Raw genomic sequence first — 16,433 nt, 5'->3', positions numbered from 1 at the left:
ACCCGCACCTGCTCTCCTGCCCCCGGCTGCCACATGACGGCTCCAGTAGCACGCACCGGCGATGTTCGCATCGCGGCCATCGACATCGGGTCGAACTCGGTGCGGCAGATCATCGCCGATGTCTCGCCAGCGGGCGGCATTCGGGTGGTCGACGAAATGAAGGCCATGCCACGTCTCGGCGATGGCCTCGAGAGCACGGGGGCGCTGTCCTCCGCCGCAATCGACTCGGCGGTGGCGGCCGTGCAGCGCATGGTCACGCTGGCGCGGCAATTGGCCGCCGCGCGCATCGAAATCGTGGCCACCAGCGCGGTGCGTGACGCGAGCAATTCGAGCGAGTTCACGGCGCGCCTCACCGCCGCCACCGGGCAGGCGGTGCGGGTACTCAGCGGCGAAGAGGAGGCGCTGCTCTGTTTCCGCAGCGCCCTGGCGCACTTCGAGCTGGGCGCCGGACGCACCGTGGTCATGGACATTGGGGGCGGTTCCCTCGAACTCGTGCTCGCGAAGGATGGTCTCATCGAGCGAGTGGCCTCGCTCCCTTTCGGGGCCGTGCGGCTCACCGAGAAGTTCCTCACCCCCGCCGTGCGGCCGCGCCGCGTGCGGGCGCTCCGCGAGCATGTGCGCGAGGGGCTGCGCAAGGCCGTACCGGTCAAGGACTGGCGGGGCGCGCAGGTGATCGGGTCGGGGGGCACGTTCACGAACCTCGCGGGCATCGTGCTGGCGCGGCAGCGCGTCACCGTGCGATCGGCGCACGGCACGCGCGTCACGCGGGCCGAACTCGAACATGTGCTGGAGTGGCTGCAGCGCATGGAGGCGCCGGAGCGGCAACAGGTGCCCGGGCTCAACCCCGCACGCGCCGACATTATTGTGGCGGGGCTCGCCGTGGCCGCCGAAGTGCTGTCGCGCTTCGACCCGCGCGATCTGCTCACCTCGGCGTTCGGGATTCGCGAAGGCATCTTGCTGGAAGCGGCCCGCGTCACCCCCCGAGTGGCCGATCCCGGCGTCGCCCGCGACCGGTCGGTGCGGGAGTTCGCGGAACGCTGTCACTTCGAGGCACCGCACGCACGGCAGGTGCAGGCCCTGTCGCTGCAGCTGTTCGATGCCCTCGAGTCACGCCTCGCGCTGACGGCGGCGGACCGTCGCATCCTGTCCGATGCGGCGCTGCTGCACGATGTGGGCTACCACATCAACTATGAAAAGCATCACAAGCATTCCTTCCATCTCATCTCGCATGCCGATCTGCTGGGCATGACGCCGGCCGAGCAGATCATGATCGCGCACATTGCGCGCTATCATCGCGGCGCTCCGCCGAAGCCCAAGCACGCGGGCTTCGGTCCGCTCGATCGCGCCACCCGGGAGCGCATCGTGAAGTTGTCGGCGCTGCTGCGTTTCGCCGACGGCATGGATCGCGGGCATGTGAGCGCCGTGGGCGGTATGACGGTGAAGTGGACCACCGACGCGGTACTGGTGACGGTGCATGAAGCCGAAGGCGCAACGAACGTACGTCTTGAGTGCTGGGGCGCGAGCCGGAAGCGCCGGCTTCTGGAGGAGGTGCTGGGGCGGCCGATCGTGGTCCTGCTCCCCGACGGCACTCAAATCAGCGCCGACGACGAAGCCGACGGCGAGTGAGCCGACGCGAGGCGGACGCGCTCAGTCCGCCTCGCCCTTCTTCTTGCGCTTGGGCGGACGCGCCGCCTCTGTGCCCCACGGTTCCTTCATGAGGATCTGGTGCGTGGCGCGCACCGCCTCACCCTGTGGCTCCCGCCGGCGGTACTGCCCGTCGGCCCCCAGCTCCCAGGCCTGCCGGTTGTCGTTCAGGCAGGTGGCGAGCACTGCCTCCAGCCCCTTGTGCAGGAGCTGGTCTTCGATGGGCGTCATGACTTCGACACGCCGATCAAAGTTGCGCGGCATCCAGTCGGCCGAGCCGATGTAGTACTCCGGGTTGCCGGCGTTCGCGAAGAACGCCAGGCGTGAGTGCTCGAGGAAGCGCCCGATGATACTGACCACCCGGATATGCTCACTCATGCCCGCCAATCCCGGCACGAGGCAGCAGATGCCGCGCACGATGAGGTCAATCTTCACGCCGGCCTGCGACGCGCGGTACAGGGCCGCAATGATCTCGGGATCGACGAGGGCATTCATCTTGGCGATGATGCGCCCTCCCCTCCCCGCGATCGCGTGCGCCGTTTCCCGTTCAATGAGCTCACGCAGCCGCGCCCGCAGCGTGACGGGCGCCACGGCAAGCCGTCGGTAGTACTTCTGCCGCGACACACCGGTCAGAGAATTGAACAGGTCGGACAGGTCGGCGCCGATTTCCGGATGACAGGTGAACAAGCCCATGTCGGTATACAACCGGGCCGTCTTGCTGTTGTAGTTGCCGGTGCCAATGTGCCCGTAGCGACGAATGCCGTCGGCGTCGCGGCGCACGACCAGCACCGTTTTCGCGTGGGTCTTGAGCCCCGGCAAACCGTACGCCACATGAATACCCACACTTTCCATGGTGCGGGCGAAGGTAATGTTGTTGGTTTCGTCGAAGCGCGCCTGCAATTCGATGATCACCGCCACCTGCTTGCCGGCTTCGGCCGCCTCGGTGAGCGCTCGTACGATGGCCATGTCGCCCGAGGTGCGGTACAGCGTCAGCTTGATGGCCAGCACCTGCGGATCGTTGGCTGCCGCTTCGAGAAACGTCTCGACCGACGCCGAGAACGATTCGAACGGATGGTGCACGAGCACATCCCGCTCCCGGATCACGTCAAACAGGTTGCGCCCGTCCCTGAACGGGGCGGGCACCTGCGGCGTGTGCGGAGGATCGCGCAACTCCGGGAGATCGGTGAGGGCGAGCTGCATGAGGTCGCCCATCTCGAGCAGATCATCCACGTCGTGCACATCGTCCGGCCCCAGCGGCGCCACCAGTTGCGTTTCGCTCTCGCTGAGCTCTTCCAGGAGCAGCGCGCGAATGCGTTCGGGCATGTCGTGCTGTACCTCCAGCCGCACCACTTCCCCGAAGCGCCGCTGGAACACCTGCTGCTCGATCGTTTCGAGCATATCCTCGGGCTGATCCATCTGCCCAAGGTCGAGATCGGAGTAGCGCGTGATGCGGAAGGTGAACCAGCGCTGCACCTCCATCCCCGGAAACAGCGCCCCCAAATGGGCGCCAATGACATCCTCCAGCGGCACGTAGCAGTGCCCACGCCCGAACGGCACCCACCGCGGTAGGGAGCGCGGCACCTTCACGCGCGCGAAGTGCGCCTTGCCCGTGACCGGGTCGCGGATGTCGACCGCCAGCGAGAGCGACAGGTTGGAGATGTAGGGGAACGGGTGCCCGGGGTCGACCGCGAGCGGCGTGAGCACCGGGAACACCTGCGCCTCGAAGAACTCGTGCACGCGCGCCCGCTCCGCGTCGTCGAGCGACTCCATCTTCACCAGATGGATGTCGTGGCGCGCGAGTCCGGGAAGCAGTTCGCGCTTGAGTACACCGCGCCGACGGGCCAGCAGCTCGCGCACGCGCGTGCGAATGGCGACCAGCTGTTCGGCCGGTGCCAGCGGATCGGGGGCATATTGCGGAGCCCCGGAGGCCACCTTTCGGCGCAGTCCGGCGACCCGCACCATGTAGAATTCGTCGAGATTGGTGCTGAAGATCGCCAGGAACTTGAGGCGCTCGAGCAGCGGCACCCGTTCATCGAGGGCTTCTTCCAGCACCCGCGCATTGAATTCGAGCCACGAGAGCTCGCGATTCAGATACGGCAGCGACAGCGACGTGACCGAGGACATGGTCCATGTGGCCGGCGGTCAAACAGGACAGCCGGCCGTCTCCGCGTCAGAGAGGATTGAAGGCCGCGAGCAGCCAGTAGCTCAGTGCCGCCATGCCCGCACTCGCGGGAATGGTAATGACCCACGCCCAGACGATGCGGCTGGCCAGTCCCCAGCGCACGGCCGACAGGCGGTTGGTGGCCCCCACCCCCACGATCGCCCCGGTGATCGTGTGGGTCGTGGACACCGGAATACCCAGCTTCGAGGCGGCGAGAATGACCATGGCGCCACCCGTCTCGGCGCAGAATCCACCCACGGGTCGCAGCTTGGTGATGCGGGTGCCCATGGTGTGCACGATGCGCCAGCCGCCAAAGAGCGTGCCCAGCGAGATCATGGTGTAGGCACTCAGCTCCACCCACACCGGGATGACGTCGAGCGACGTCACGTGGAAGTGAGTCAGCCACCCGGTCTGGTTGGCGAAGGTGGCCTGCGTGGCCACGAGCAACCCCACGATGATGCCCATCGTCTTCTGCGCATCGTTGCCACCGTGCGCGAGCGAGAGCAGCGCCGAACTGGTGAGCTGCAGCACCCGGAACACCTTTTCCGCCTTCGTGTTGATCACGTTGCGGAAGAGGTTGAAGACGAGGACCATGAGCAGGAAGCCCATGAGCGCACCGAGCATGGGCGACAGCACGATGGCCGAGAGCGTCTCGATCCACTTCTTGCCCCACAGCAGCGCGGAGAAGCCAACCTTGGCGACCGCGGCACCGGCGTAGCCGCCGATGAGGGCGTGGGAGGAGCTCGACGGGATGCCGAACCACCACGTGATGAGATTCCACGCAATGGCGCCCAGCAACCCGCCCAGGATGACGTTGGCATCGACCACGTTGAGGTCGATGAAGCCGGCCGCAACCGACTTGGCGACGGCCGTGCCCACGAAGAACAGCGCGGAGAAGTTGAACACCGCCGCCCAGATGACGGCAGCGAGCGGGCTCAGCACGCGCGTGCCGACGATGGTGGCGATCGAGTTGGCGGAGTCGTGGAAGCCGTTGATGAAGTCGAAGGCCAACGCAACCGCGACGATGAAGATGACGAAGGTGACCACGGAGCGATCAGCGGCGCGTCAGCTGTTCTTGAGCGCGATGCTCTCGAGGGCGTTGGACACGTCCTCGCATTCGTCGATGGCTTCCTCGAGCGCATCGAAGATCTCCTTCCACTTCAGCACTTCGATTGCCGGCTCCTCATGCTCGAAGAGCGCACCCACCGACTGTGCGTACAGGACGTCGCCCTCTTCCTCGAGCAGCTTGATCGCCCGGCCGTGCTCCATCATACGCTGACGCTTGGAGATGTCCCCCACCGAGGCAAGGATCTCCTTGCCGCACCGCACCAGCACGTCGGCCATCTGCACCCCGCCGTCGCGCGCCGTGGTCACACGGAACATCACGACACGGCGCGACGCACCATTGATGAGATCGATGACGTTGTCGAGCCGCTTCGCCAGCAGGTGGATGTCTTCGCGATCGAGCGGCGTGACGAAGCTCGTGTCGATGCGCTGGTTGATGAGGTGCACGATGGCGTCGCCATCGGTCTCCACCTTCTTGATCTGCACGGAGATCTGCGCCGCGTTGGCCGGATTCTCGAAGAGGGTGCGCAGCAACGTGGCGGCTTCACTGATATGCACGGCCAGACCACGGAAGTGATCGAAGAACGTTTCGTCTTTGGAGAAAAGCTTCACGGCAGCGTGTTGGCTTGAGGAGGTGTACGGCGCCGCAGTGTGGACGGGCTTGGCAGAAACTGCGGGCCCCGCGTCCCGGTGTGACTGCGGCTGTGTAACGAAAACGTCACCAAGGGAACTCCGCCATCCACCCCATGGTCCCGATTTCCCTTGTTACAGAGGCGAGACAATGCCTTACCGGTAGCGTGCCTCCTGAATGGTTCAGGACCAAACCACCTTGGCGTCGGCCACCGCCCGACGTCGACGCACCAGCTCGGGGTCTTCGAACAGCTTCGCCAGCAACGCCCCCGCCACAAAACCGCCCACGTGCGCCCACACGGCCACCCCGCCCGAAATCTCCCGGCGCAGGGGAGAGAGGTCGGGTAAGCCGCTCACTACCTGGCTGCCGAACCACAGGATGAGCACGAGCCAGGCCGGGAAATGCAGCAGAAAGAAGGGGGGTATGAAGGTGCGCACACGGACCCGGGGATAGAGCAGCAGGTAGGCGCCCATGATCCCCGAAATGGCCCCCGACGCCCCCACCGTGGGCACGGGAGAACCCGGGTCGACGGCGAGGTGCGCCATTGCCGCGGCCACACCGGTCAGCAGGTAGAAGGCGACGAACCGCCCGCGCCCCATGCTGTCCTCGACGTTGTTGCCGAAGACCCACAGGTAGAGCGAGTTGCCGAGGATGTGGCCCCATCCGCCATGCAGGAAGATCGAGATCACGGGGGTGAACCAGTTGATCCCCTGGTTGTCCACCACGCAGGCCAACGGCTGCCCGTCGATCACCCCGAGCGGGACGCCAAGCCCGAGCGGGGCCCGTCCGCTCACCTCCCCCGGCACGAACCCCAGGTCGCACACGCTGACCGCCAGCGGCATGGGGGCGCCTCCCCCCTGGACGAACAGCCACACCGCCCATGTCACCACGAGCAGGAGGATCGTCATGACCGGCGTACGCAGCGTCGGGTTGTCGTCGGAGATCGGAAACATCGCACCACCACCGGTCAAATTGGCAGACTGCCGCGTAGGCAGCGGGTAGAGTACCGCTGCTCGAGCGAATTGCGCCGCTTCGGCAGAACAAAACCGGCCCGGCCCTTGCCCTTCTCCTCCTCGAGTAGCAGAAGGCGCCGGCGATCCCGCCTGCTCTTCTTCAACATCAGGACCTCCACAGAGATCCCCATGGCTGAGAAAGTTATCGGCATCGACCTTGGCACCACCAACTCCGTGGTGTCCGTGCTGGAAGGTGGCGATCCCATCGTGATTCCCAATGCCGAGGGCGGGCGCACGACCCCGTCCGTGGTCGGCTTTACAAAGGACGGCGAGCGCCTCGTGGGGCAGATCGCCAAGCGTCAGGCGGTCACCAACCCGCAGAACACGATCTTCTCCATCAAGCGCTTCATGGGCCGGCGCGTGGCCGAGGCGCAGCAGGAGCAGTCGCGCGTTCCGTACAAGATTGTCGCCGGCCCCAACGATGTGGCCGCCGTGGAGGTCCAGGGCAAGCGTTTCACCCCGCCTGAGATCTCGGCCATGGTGCTGCAGAAGATGAAGCAGACGGCGGAGGACTATCTTGGCCACCAGGTGACCAAGGCCGTCATCACCGTGCCGGCCTACTTCAATGACGCCCAGCGTCAGGCCACCAAGGACGCCGGCAAGATCGCCGGTCTGGAAGTGCTGCGCATCGTGAACGAGCCCACGGCGGCGGCGCTGGCATACGGACTCGACAAGAACAAGAAGAAGGACGAAAAGGTCGCCGTGTTCGACCTGGGTGGCGGCACGTACGACATCTCCATTCTCGAACTCTACGACGTGGACGGTACGCGTCAGTTCGAGGTGAAGAGCACCAACGGTGATACCCATCTGGGCGGCGACGACTTCGACCAGCGCGTCATCGACTGGCTCGTGGCGGAGTTCAAGCGCGACCAGGGGATCGACCTTTCGAAGGACCCCATGGCCATCCAGCGTCTCAAGGAGGCCGGTGAGAAGGCCAAGATGGAGCTGTCGAGCGCCAGCACGACCGACATCAACCTGCCTTTTATCACCGCCGACGCCTCGGGGCCGAAGCACCTCAACTACACGCTCACGCGGGCCAAGTTCGAGCAGCTCGTGGACGATCTCGTGCAGCGCACACTCGAGCCCATGAAGCAGGCGCTCAAGGATGCCGGCATGCAGCCCAGCGAGGTCGATGAAGTGATCCTCGTGGGCGGATCGACGCGCATCCCGAAGATTCAGCAGGTGGTGAAGGACTTCTTCGGCAAGGAGCCGAACAAGGGCGTGAATCCCGACGAAGTGGTGGCGGTGGGTGCGGCCATCCAGGGCGCCGTGCTCACCGGCGAACAGAAGGACGTGCTGCTGCTCGACGTCACGCCGCTCTCGCTCGGCATCGAAACGCTGGGTGGCGTGATGACGGTGCTCATCCCGCGCAACACCACCATTCCCACGAAGAAGGCCGAGACGTTCTCCACCGCCGACGACAACCAGACGACGGTCGAGATCCACGTGCTGCAGGGTGAGCGCGATCTGGCGGTGTATAACCGCACGATCGGCAAGTTCCAGCTCACGGGTATCCCGCCCGCCCCGCGCGGCATGCCGCAGGTCGAGGTGACCTTCGACATCGACGCGAACGGCATCCTGCATGTGACGGCGCGCGACAAGGCGAGCGGCAAGGAGCAGAAGATCCGCATCGAAGCCTCCAGCGGCCTGTCGGACAACGAGATCGACCGCATGGTGAAGGACGCCGAGAAGAACGCGGCCGAGGACAAGAAGCGTCGTGAAGAGATCGACACCCGCAACCGGCTCGACTCGCAGACGTATGAAGTCGAGAAGAACGTCAAGGAGTGGGGCGACAAGGTGGCCGCGCCGCTCAAGGAGCGGATCGATGCGTCGATCGAGCGCGCCCGCAAGGCGCTGCGCGGTGATGACATGAACGAGATCCGCGCCGCGCAGGAAGAGCTGAGCAAGGCGTACAGTGAGGCGGGTCAGGCGTTCTACCAGCAGCAGGCGGCGCCGGAAGGGGGCGCGCCGGCCGACGCCGGGGCGCCGGGCGCCCAGGGCGAGCCGCAGGGTGGCAAGGCCGACGATGTGGTCGAAGCCGACTACGAGATCGTCGACGACAAGAAGTAAGCACGCCCGTTCACGCCAGGCCCCGCCGGAAACTCCCGGCGGGGCTTCGGTGTCTTATCATGGCAGGTGCGCGTCTCGCGCGTGCGTATCGCAACACCAAACGACCTACGAACCATGGCTGCACGATTCTCTCGCTTTCGCTTCGCGACGGCCGCGGCCGGCTGCTTTGCCGGTGGCGTGCTCTTCGCCTCAGGGATGGACTGGACGAAGATCAGCTGGGCCCAGAGCACGACGGGCAATCGCCCGGCCGTCGCCCTGCGCGGCCCGGCCAACATCGACGGCATGGGCAGTTTCGCCGATATCGCCGAGCGGGTGACGCCCGGCGTGGTGGCGGTGAATACCACGCGGTCCGTGCGGCCGCGGGCCACCCCCCGCGGCCGCGCGCCGCAGGGCATGGAAGACTTCCTGGAGCAGTTCGGTGGACCCCAGCCGCGGCAGCAGCGCGGTGAGGGCTCCGGTTTCATCATGAGCGCCGACGGCTACATCGTGACCAACAATCACGTGGTGGCCGACGCGGACCAGGTCTCGATCACGCTCAGCGACGGGCGCGTGTTCAAGGCCAAGGTCGTGGGCACCGACAGCACCACCGACGTGGCCGTCGTGAAGATCGACGCGCGCGGGCTCCCCTCACTGGCCATCGGCAACGACGAAACCACGCGCATCGGTGAATGGGTACTGGCCGTGGGCAACCCGCTGGGCCTCGACTTCACCGTGACGGCGGGGATCATCTCCGCCAAGGGGCGCGGGCAGGAGATCAACCTGCCGAACTCCGGCAACTTCACGATTTCCGATTTCATCCAGACCGATGCGGCGATCAACCCGGGCAACTCGGGGGGCCCGCTCATCAACCTGCGCGGCGAGGTGATCGGCCTGAACAGCGCGATCGCCAGTCAGACCGGCTTCTACTCGGGGTACGGATTCGCCATTCCCATTACGCTCGTCAAGAACGTCACCGACGCGCTGATCAAGGAAGGGCGCGTGCGGCTCCCCGTGATGGGCGTGTCGGTAACGCGAGTCGAACCCGAGGATGCCGGCATCAACGGCCTCTCCCGTGTGGCGGGCGTCAAGGTGCTGGGCTTCAACCCCGCCGATGGTGGTCCCGCAAAGGAGGCGGGCATCGAGGTGGGGGATGTGATCATCACGGTTGACGGCAAGCCGGTGGAGCGCGTCAGCTCACTGCAGCGCATCGTGCGCCAGCGGCGTGTGGGTGACCGCATTCCCGTGGAGCTGATGCGTTTCGGTACCAAGAAGCGACTGGAGGTGCGCCTTGTGGAAGCCGAAAGCATGACCCGCCTGGCGTCCAACCCCAACGCCCCCGACGCTGCCGCCAATCCCGCCGCCGGCAAGCTGGGCTTCACGGTGGAGGCATTGCCCGCCGATCTGGCGGCGCGGCTGCGCACCAACGGCCGTGGCGTGCGGGTCACCGAGGTGTCGGAAGACGGGCCCGCGCGCGACAAGATTGCCGGGGGCAGCGATGTGGTGCTGGCCGTGCTCTATCCCACGCCTCGCCGCGACGTGCGCACCGTGGCCGACCTGCAGGCGGCTATTGCCACGCTCAAGGAAGGGGACTACGTGAGCCTGCTCGTACAGTCCATCGATCCGCGGCTGGGACAGCGCGTCGTGAACCTGCGTATCGGCGGGTGACGGGAGACATGAGGGCTGAGGCGCGAGCGGTTCGAGTTGAGCTGCCCGAGTGAGAATTGAGCCCGGATCGCCGTGAGAATTGAGGGTTCTCGCAGTGAGAGTTGAGGGAAGTACGCTCGACTCTCACCACGGGACAACGCCGTTCTCACCGCGCTCCGGGCTCAATTCATGCTGTCGACCGACGCTCTCCTGCTTCCGCTCTACCTCTCGCTGGTCAACGCCCGAAGAGGTAGAGCGACGCGCCTGCCTGCACGCGCGTTCCCGTCGACGTGAGCTGCTGGTCGATCGTGTTGCCCGACAGCTGGTTGGCACGCGTCAGGTTGCCGAAGGTCCACAGGGCGGTACCGTGCACCGCCAGCCCCGACGACAGGAACAGTTGCACACCGCCGCCGCCGGTGGGCGCGATGCCTTCGAAGTCCCGACCCGCGTTGGCGCTGCGCGCAGTGGCGCCGCCCGTCACAAAGAGCTTCACCGGCGACGCCGCCCCGATGAGCTGCAGGCGCAGCAACGCATCGTACTGCGTGAGTCGCACGTCGGCGCTGTTCCCGGTCAGGACACTGCGGTCGAAGTTGCCCAGGACACTCCAGCGCTCGCTCAGCCCCAGCCCGGCGTGCACGCCGAAGCCGCTGCCGAATTCGAGATCGTCGGCGGCGTCCTTCACGTTCACGGACGCGCCGGCGTACTGGATGCCCACGAACAGCCCCTTGCCGGACTGTGCCTCGGCCGACGCGGCCGCTGCGGTGGACAGGGCGGCGGCCGCGAGAGCCGCGCGCAGCATACGGGTCATGATGTCTCCTTCTGTCAGTCGGTGTTGATGAAGCGGTAGAGTACGCGGATGAGACGGTACGCGTCCGGCATGGACTCGCGGGTGAATTCCACGGTCGTGGCGTTCACCAGGCGAATCTCCCGGAAGGCTGCGGCCACTTCCGGAATCGTCGGGTCGCGCATTTCCATACGTACGGTATAGCGGGCCAGACGTTCCGGCGGCGCCTTCCGTGCCGTCGCCACCGCCGCCTTGGCCGCGTCCTGAATGTCCCGACGCGCGGCGGCGAGCGGACGCAACTCCACCGCCCGCGAGTTGATGGCGCGCTTCACCACCACGCCGCGCACTGCGGGCACGGTAGCCTGCTGTTCCTCAACCGCCACATCGTCGCCTGTGACGAGGATCACCGGCACGCCGTACCAGCGCGCGAGAAAGGCATTCATGCCCCCCTCGCCAACCGAGAGCCCGTTGATCTGCAGGTCGCGCAGCACCCCCGACCCCGTGTGCGCGAAGACGCCACGTGGCGACCCAGCCTTGGCGTGGTATCCCACGAAGATGACCGCATCGAAGGTGGAGTCGAGCCCCTCCATCATGCCGTGGCGCTTGAAGCTGTGACTGATGAGGCGCACCCGCGGATCGAGATCCTCCGGCAGGATGTTGCGTTGGCTGCCGTGCGAGTCGTTCACGACCACCTCGGTGGCCCCGCCATCGAAGGCCCCGCGAATGGCCGCGTTGGCATCCTCCGCCATCAGCTTGCGGGCACGCCCGTACTCGGCGCCGGCGGCAGACGTCTGGTTGTCGCCGTTGATGCCGCTGATGCCTTCCATGTCCACCGAGATGTAGACCTTGCGTGCCTGGGAAGACGCCGTATCCGGCAAGACCGTCATGGCGATGAGCGCAGACAGCGCGATGCACAGTGATCGCATGGGGAGCAGGGTGAAGGTGGTCAGGATGCAGGGCGAAAATCGTTCAGCGGCAACCGGGCATGCGGAAGGCGCCGATGCGCGTGGCGTAGCTGGTGGTACCGGCGCGCAGATAGTCACCCACGTACCAGATGGTGCAGTCGTCCACGGGATCGATGGCCGTCTGCGTGTAGTCCTCCCACCGCAACGTGGTCTGCTGTGCGGCGGCACCGTCGGCCAGCACGACCTCACGGAAGCCGAGCGTGCCAAGGGGATGCCGTGGTGTGCGCCCGGCGAATCGCTGCCCGGGGAACGTGTGGGCATCGCCGGCGGAGTACCCGATGCCGATGTTGCCCACCCGGTCGATCGCCGCACTGGGGAGCCATCGGTACAGGCTGTCGGGAGTGAAGGTGCCCTGCTGATGCACGGTCATGGTGCCACTCGCCGCGTATCGCAGCTCATACCAGCGCACGCCACCCGTGCCGCGACTGCTGTTGATGCTGTGGGCAGCCACGAGCGACGCGTGATTAGCGAACTGCCGGTACACGAGCCGCGGCATGAGCTTGTCGCCCTGCGCATCGAGCCGGCGGTCGGTGCCCGGCTGCGGCACGCAACTGGTGAGCTGACCACCGCACAGATAGCGGTACGGCGCGACGGGAATGCGCTCGGGACCGGTGAGCCGTGTACGGGCGGTGTCCTGCCAATTGACCGCGAAGCGCCACAGCTGCAGCTCGTCGCTGTCCACGATGCCCGCCAGCTGTGTCCCCCCGGTCGCGAGTACCAGATTGGGCGTTCCGGCCGGGGGCAACCGCCGTCCGTCGAGATCGGCGGTATTGAGGAAGTTGACCCCGGGCACGATGCGGCACAGCTCACGCGCGGGCTCGCCGCGCAGCATGCGCGCCCGTTCGGTAACGCACAGATGCTTCTCCACCACGTCGTCGCCGGTACTCGTGGGCACGTAGTAGCCGTCTGGCCACACGGCAGGGCGCGGGTAATCGGGAAAGAGGGGGCGGGCAAACTCGTAGCGATGCCAAGCGCCCAACGGGTCGCTCGTGGCACTCACGGCATAGCACATGGCGTAGCCGCCGGTGGCGGAATCGGGGGCAGCCCGCGGCGGGAGAGGCCGTGGCACACGATCGGCCGACGGCGGCGGTATGCGAAGCAGGGCCGTGCGCGGGCCGTTGGCCGTGTGGCCGCCTGGCACACGGCGGAAGATGGGCAGCACCAGGAGCCATCGCTCCGCCAACTGGTCGTAACGCACCACCGCGTCGCCGCTCAGCATTGTTTCGCAGGGGCCACCGAATCCCGCGAACACCGCATTGGTGGGGAGCGGACCGTACACCGGCGTGCCATCGCGCCGGAACACCGCCCACTGCGAGTTGACCGTCTGGACCACATGCCGGGGGCCCACGGCGAGCGAATTGTCCGATGGGTTACGCAGCGTGACTGCCCCGTGCGGGCCCGTGAAGCCCTCGCCCAGGCCGTCGAATTGCCGGACGAGGCGGATGCCATTGGCCATGCCGTGACGCGGTTGCTCCGCCGCCGCGCTCCCCGCCGGAACACCAGAGACGAAGGTCACGGTGGGCGTGCGTTGCGCCGCCGCAACGGAGGCGCTCGCCACGAGGGCGGCCAAGGCAAACGAGGGAGCGTGTGGCATGGGCTACGTTACCGCCGCGTGTGCCCCGCTGCTACCTTGCGCGCCATGAGCCATGCCATGAGCAACGACCTGCCGTCGCCCCCCCGTGCCCCGCTCCAGCTCTCGCGCGCCGACATGCAGGCGCTGGGTGACCAGGCCCTCGCGATGGTCATTGCCCACCATGAGGGGATCCGCGAGCAGCCCACCACCACCACGATCTCGCGCGCGGAGGCGGCAGCGCGGCTGTACACCCCGCTCCCCGAGGCGCCCACGCCGCCGGCCGAGTTGCTGGCGCAGCTGGCGCGCGATGTGTTCCCCAACGCGTTCCGCGCCGATCATCCGCGCTTCTATGCGTTCGTGCCGAGTCCGTCCAACTTCGTGAGCGCCGTGGGGGACTTCCTCACGAGCGGGCACAATGTGTTCAGCGGACACTGGCTGGCCTCGAGTGGCGCGTCGCAGATCGAGCTGACGGTGCTCGATTGGCTGCAGCGCGCCTGCGGCCTGCCGCCCGAGGCGGGTGGCATCTTCGTGAGTGGCGGCTCCATGGCCAATCTGTCGGCCATCGTGGTGGCGCGCGAAACACGGCTGGGCGGTCACGATCCACGAGCCGTCGTGTACTACTCCGACCAGACGCATTCGTCCATGTCGAAGGGGCTGCGGGTGCTGGGCTTCGGCACGGCGCAGCGGCGCATGGTGGCCACGGATGCCGAGTTCCGACTGTCGCTGACGGCGCTGGCGGAGGCCATTCGGGCGGACCGCGACAACGGCATGCGCCCCTTTTGCGTGGTGGCCAACGCCGGGACGACCAACACCGGGGCGGTGGACCCGTTGCACGCGCTCGCCGACCTCTGCGCGCGCGAGGGGCTGTGGCTGCACATCGACGGCGCCTACGGCGCGGCGGCGGCGCTGCATCCGCGGGGAGCGGCGGCGCTGGAGGGGCTGGGGCGCGCCGACTCCATCACTCTCGATCCGCACAAGTGGCTCTTCCAGCCCTTCGAGATCGGGTGCCTGCTGGTGCGCGATGCCCGGCTCATGCAAGATGCCTTTCGCGTGGAGGATGACGATCACCCCGACTACCTGGCCGATATCACGCGGCACATTCAGGAGGACGTGAACTTCTTCGAGCGCGGCATTCAGCTCACGCGTTCGTTCAAGGCGCTCAAGCTGTGGCTGTCGCTGCGCACCTTCGGGCTGGCCGCGTTTCGGGACGCGATTCAGGTGGGGTTCGACGTGGCCGATTTCGCGCAGCGGTGGCTGGAGGCGAGTGGGCACTGGGAGATCGTGACGCCGTCGCAGATGGGGATCGTGACCTTCCGCTGGCGTGGCGCGGGGCTGGATGACTCGGCGGTCGACGCGCTCACGGGGCGCGTGGTGGACCGGTTGCGCGCCGATGGCTACGCCACGGTCATGAGCACGTTGCTGCGCGGTCGACCGGCGCTGCGGCTCTGCCCCATCCACTGGGACGCCACCACCGGCGAGATGGCGACGACGCTCGAACGGATCACGCAGTTCGCGCTGGAGGAATCCGCCACGGCGTAGCGGCACCGTGGGCAGCGATGCGCACCAGCGGTATCTTCCGCGTGTGCAGTCTGATCCTTTGGTGCCTTCCCCACCCCATGGCGTGCTGACTGGCGTGCGCATCGTCAGCCTGGCGCTCAACCTGCCCGGGCCGGCCGCGCTCATGCGACTGGCCGACATGGGTGCGACGTGCGTGAAGGTGGAGCCGCCGTCGGCCAACGGTGCCCCCGGCGATCCCATGGCCGCCTATGCGCCAACGGGGTACGAAGCCATGCATTGTCGGGTCACCCGCGACGTGCTCGATCTCAAGAGCGAATCCGGGCGCGCGACGCTGTACGCCCGGCTCGGCACGGCCGACGTGCTGGTCACCTCGTTCCGTCCGTCGGCGCTGCAGCGGCTCGGCGTGGATCGCGCCGAGCTGCATCGCCGCTTCCCTGCCCTGAGCATCGTGACGATCGTGGGGGAGCACGGAGCGGAGGCCGAGCACCCGGGGCACGACCTCACGTACGAAGCCGAGGCGGGGCTGCTCCCTGATTTGGCGTTGCCGGTGGTGCCCTTTGCCGACATGGCCGGTGCGCTGCTGGTGGTGGAAGCGGTGCTGCGCGTGGTGCTGGCGCGGCAGCGTGACCCGGGTGCCCTGCTCTTCGAGGAGGTGGCGCTGGGCGACGCGGCGCGCTTCCTGGCGCTGCCGCGGTCGTGGGGGCTGATGCAGGGCACCTCGCCCATTGGCGGCGCTCACGCCGGGTACCGCCTGTATGCCTGCCGTGATGGCCGCGTGGCGGTTGCGGCGCTGGAGCCGCGGTTTGCGCGAGCGCTGTGCCGTGCGACCGGATTGACGGAGGAGCAGGCCGATCGGCTGCAGGAGCCGGCGGCGTTTGCCTGGTTGACGGACTACTTTGCCGGCCGGAGCTGCCGCGAGGTGGCGGCGCTGGCGCAGCAGTACGACGTGCCGGTGGCGGTCATGCCGTAGGCGTCAGGCCGTGGGCGTCAGACCGTTGGTAGTGCCCGATGTCGGATTAGATTGGTTGAGCAGTGCGCGGACGTGGCGAAATTGGTAGACGCACCAGCCTTAGGAGCTGGTGGGCTAACCCCCGTGTCGGTTCGACTCCGGCCGTCCGCATCAGAGGGAAACTGGCCCCCAATCTGGGGTCGCCGCACAGCCTCCGAAAAAGGCAATGTTGTACAGAATGTTGTACTAATGCCGGGCTGGCAGACGTTCATTCATTTTGCCTCCCGCCGCACACCTAGATCGGTTCAACCGCTTTTGCCAGTGGTCTGGGGTACCATTGAGCGATCCTGACGAAACGCGCTGCAGCCGCCATCGTCGTTCTGATGCTCTTGGCGCTGCTGCTCGCGATTGTTACAGCACGCCGTGCGCCAAATCCA

At 66.9% G+C, this 16,433-nt stretch carries 12 protein-coding genes and 1 tRNA gene; 6 read left to right on the top strand and 7 right to left on the bottom strand.

Annotated elements, in window-relative coordinates; translation table 11 throughout:
* Window positions 1-33 precede the first annotated feature (33 nt).
* Window positions 34-1,626 carry a Ppx/GppA phosphatase family protein gene (locus O9271_RS02315; protein ID WP_298265814.1) on the top strand — a complete coding sequence of 531 codons (1,593 nt, stop codon included), beginning with the start codon at window positions 34-36 and terminating at the stop codon, window positions 1,624-1,626.
* 21 nt (window positions 1,627-1,647) lie between these two features.
* Here the strand turns inward: O9271_RS02315 and ppk1 are convergent, their stop codons facing one another.
* The 4 genes from ppk1 to O9271_RS02295 form a co-directional block, all read right to left on the bottom strand.
* Complete coding sequence (gene ppk1, locus O9271_RS02310) at window positions 1,648-3,768, bottom strand: polyphosphate kinase 1 (RefSeq protein WP_298265812.1); 2,121 nt, start codon at window positions 3,766-3,768, stop codon at window positions 1,648-1,650.
* Between the two features lie 46 nt (window positions 3,769-3,814).
* Window positions 3,815-4,852, bottom strand: coding sequence for an inorganic phosphate transporter (locus O9271_RS02305; RefSeq protein ID WP_298265810.1), 1,038 nt, complete (start codon window positions 4,850-4,852; stop codon window positions 3,815-3,817).
* An 18-nt stretch (window positions 4,853-4,870) separates the two neighbouring features.
* Window positions 4,871-5,482 (bottom strand): DUF47 family protein, encoded by a 612-nt coding sequence (locus O9271_RS02300; protein WP_298265808.1) that lies wholly within the window; start codon window positions 5,480-5,482, stop codon window positions 4,871-4,873.
* A 201-nt stretch (window positions 5,483-5,683) separates the two neighbouring features.
* Window positions 5,684-6,454, bottom strand: a complete 771-nt coding sequence (locus tag O9271_RS02295) for a rhomboid family intramembrane serine protease (RefSeq protein WP_298265806.1) — start codon at window positions 6,452-6,454, stop codon at window positions 5,684-5,686.
* A 189-nt stretch (window positions 6,455-6,643) separates the two neighbouring features.
* On the opposite strand from O9271_RS02295, the gene dnaK reads away from it, so the two are divergent.
* The gene (gene dnaK / locus O9271_RS02290; RefSeq protein ID WP_298265804.1) at window positions 6,644-8,584 is read left to right on the top strand and encodes a molecular chaperone DnaK; all 1,941 of its coding nucleotides are present in this window, start codon (window positions 6,644-6,646) and stop codon (window positions 8,582-8,584) included.
* Between the two features lie 114 nt (window positions 8,585-8,698).
* Window positions 8,699-10,228, top strand: a complete 1,530-nt coding sequence (locus O9271_RS02285; protein ID WP_298265802.1) for a trypsin-like peptidase domain-containing protein — start codon at window positions 8,699-8,701, stop codon at window positions 10,226-10,228.
* 214 nt (window positions 10,229-10,442) lie between these two features.
* Here the strand turns inward: O9271_RS02285 and O9271_RS02280 are convergent, their stop codons facing one another.
* From O9271_RS02280 to O9271_RS02270, 3 genes are read right to left on the bottom strand one after another with little or no spacing between them, the layout of a single operon-like run.
* The gene (locus tag O9271_RS02280) at window positions 10,443-11,015 is read right to left on the bottom strand and encodes an outer membrane beta-barrel protein (protein ID WP_298265800.1); all 573 of its coding nucleotides are present in this window, start codon (window positions 11,013-11,015) and stop codon (window positions 10,443-10,445) included.
* A gap of 14 nt (window positions 11,016-11,029) precedes the next feature.
* Window positions 11,030-11,917: a M55 family metallopeptidase gene (locus O9271_RS02275; protein ID WP_298265798.1), complete on the bottom strand. Its 888-nt coding sequence runs from the start codon at window positions 11,915-11,917 to the stop codon at window positions 11,030-11,032.
* A gap of 43 nt (window positions 11,918-11,960) precedes the next feature.
* Window positions 11,961-13,550 (bottom strand): hypothetical protein, encoded by a 1,590-nt coding sequence (locus tag O9271_RS02270; RefSeq protein WP_298265796.1) that lies wholly within the window; start codon window positions 13,548-13,550, stop codon window positions 11,961-11,963.
* 45 nt (window positions 13,551-13,595) lie between these two features.
* On the opposite strand from O9271_RS02270, the gene O9271_RS02265 reads away from it, so the two are divergent.
* From O9271_RS02265 to O9271_RS02255, 3 genes are all read left to right on the top strand, one after another.
* On the top strand, window positions 13,596-15,068 hold the full coding sequence (locus O9271_RS02265) for an aminotransferase class I/II-fold pyridoxal phosphate-dependent enzyme (RefSeq protein WP_298265794.1): 1,473 nt from the start codon (window positions 13,596-13,598) through the stop codon (window positions 15,066-15,068).
* Between the two features lie 61 nt (window positions 15,069-15,129).
* Complete coding sequence (locus O9271_RS02260; protein WP_298265792.1) at window positions 15,130-16,017, top strand: CoA transferase; 888 nt, start codon at window positions 15,130-15,132, stop codon at window positions 16,015-16,017.
* Between the two features lie 66 nt (window positions 16,018-16,083).
* Window positions 16,084-16,167, top strand: a tRNA-Leu gene (locus O9271_RS02255).
* The last annotated feature ends 266 nt before the right edge of the window (window positions 16,168-16,433 follow it).

Origin of the sequence: Gemmatimonas sp. (genome assembly GCF_027531815.1) — a bacterium.
Taxonomy (GTDB): Bacteria; Gemmatimonadota; Gemmatimonadetes; order Gemmatimonadales; family Gemmatimonadaceae; genus Gemmatimonas.
The sequence above is the reverse complement of the archived record's forward strand: the minus strand, read 5'-3'. Positions and strand labels throughout refer to the sequence as shown.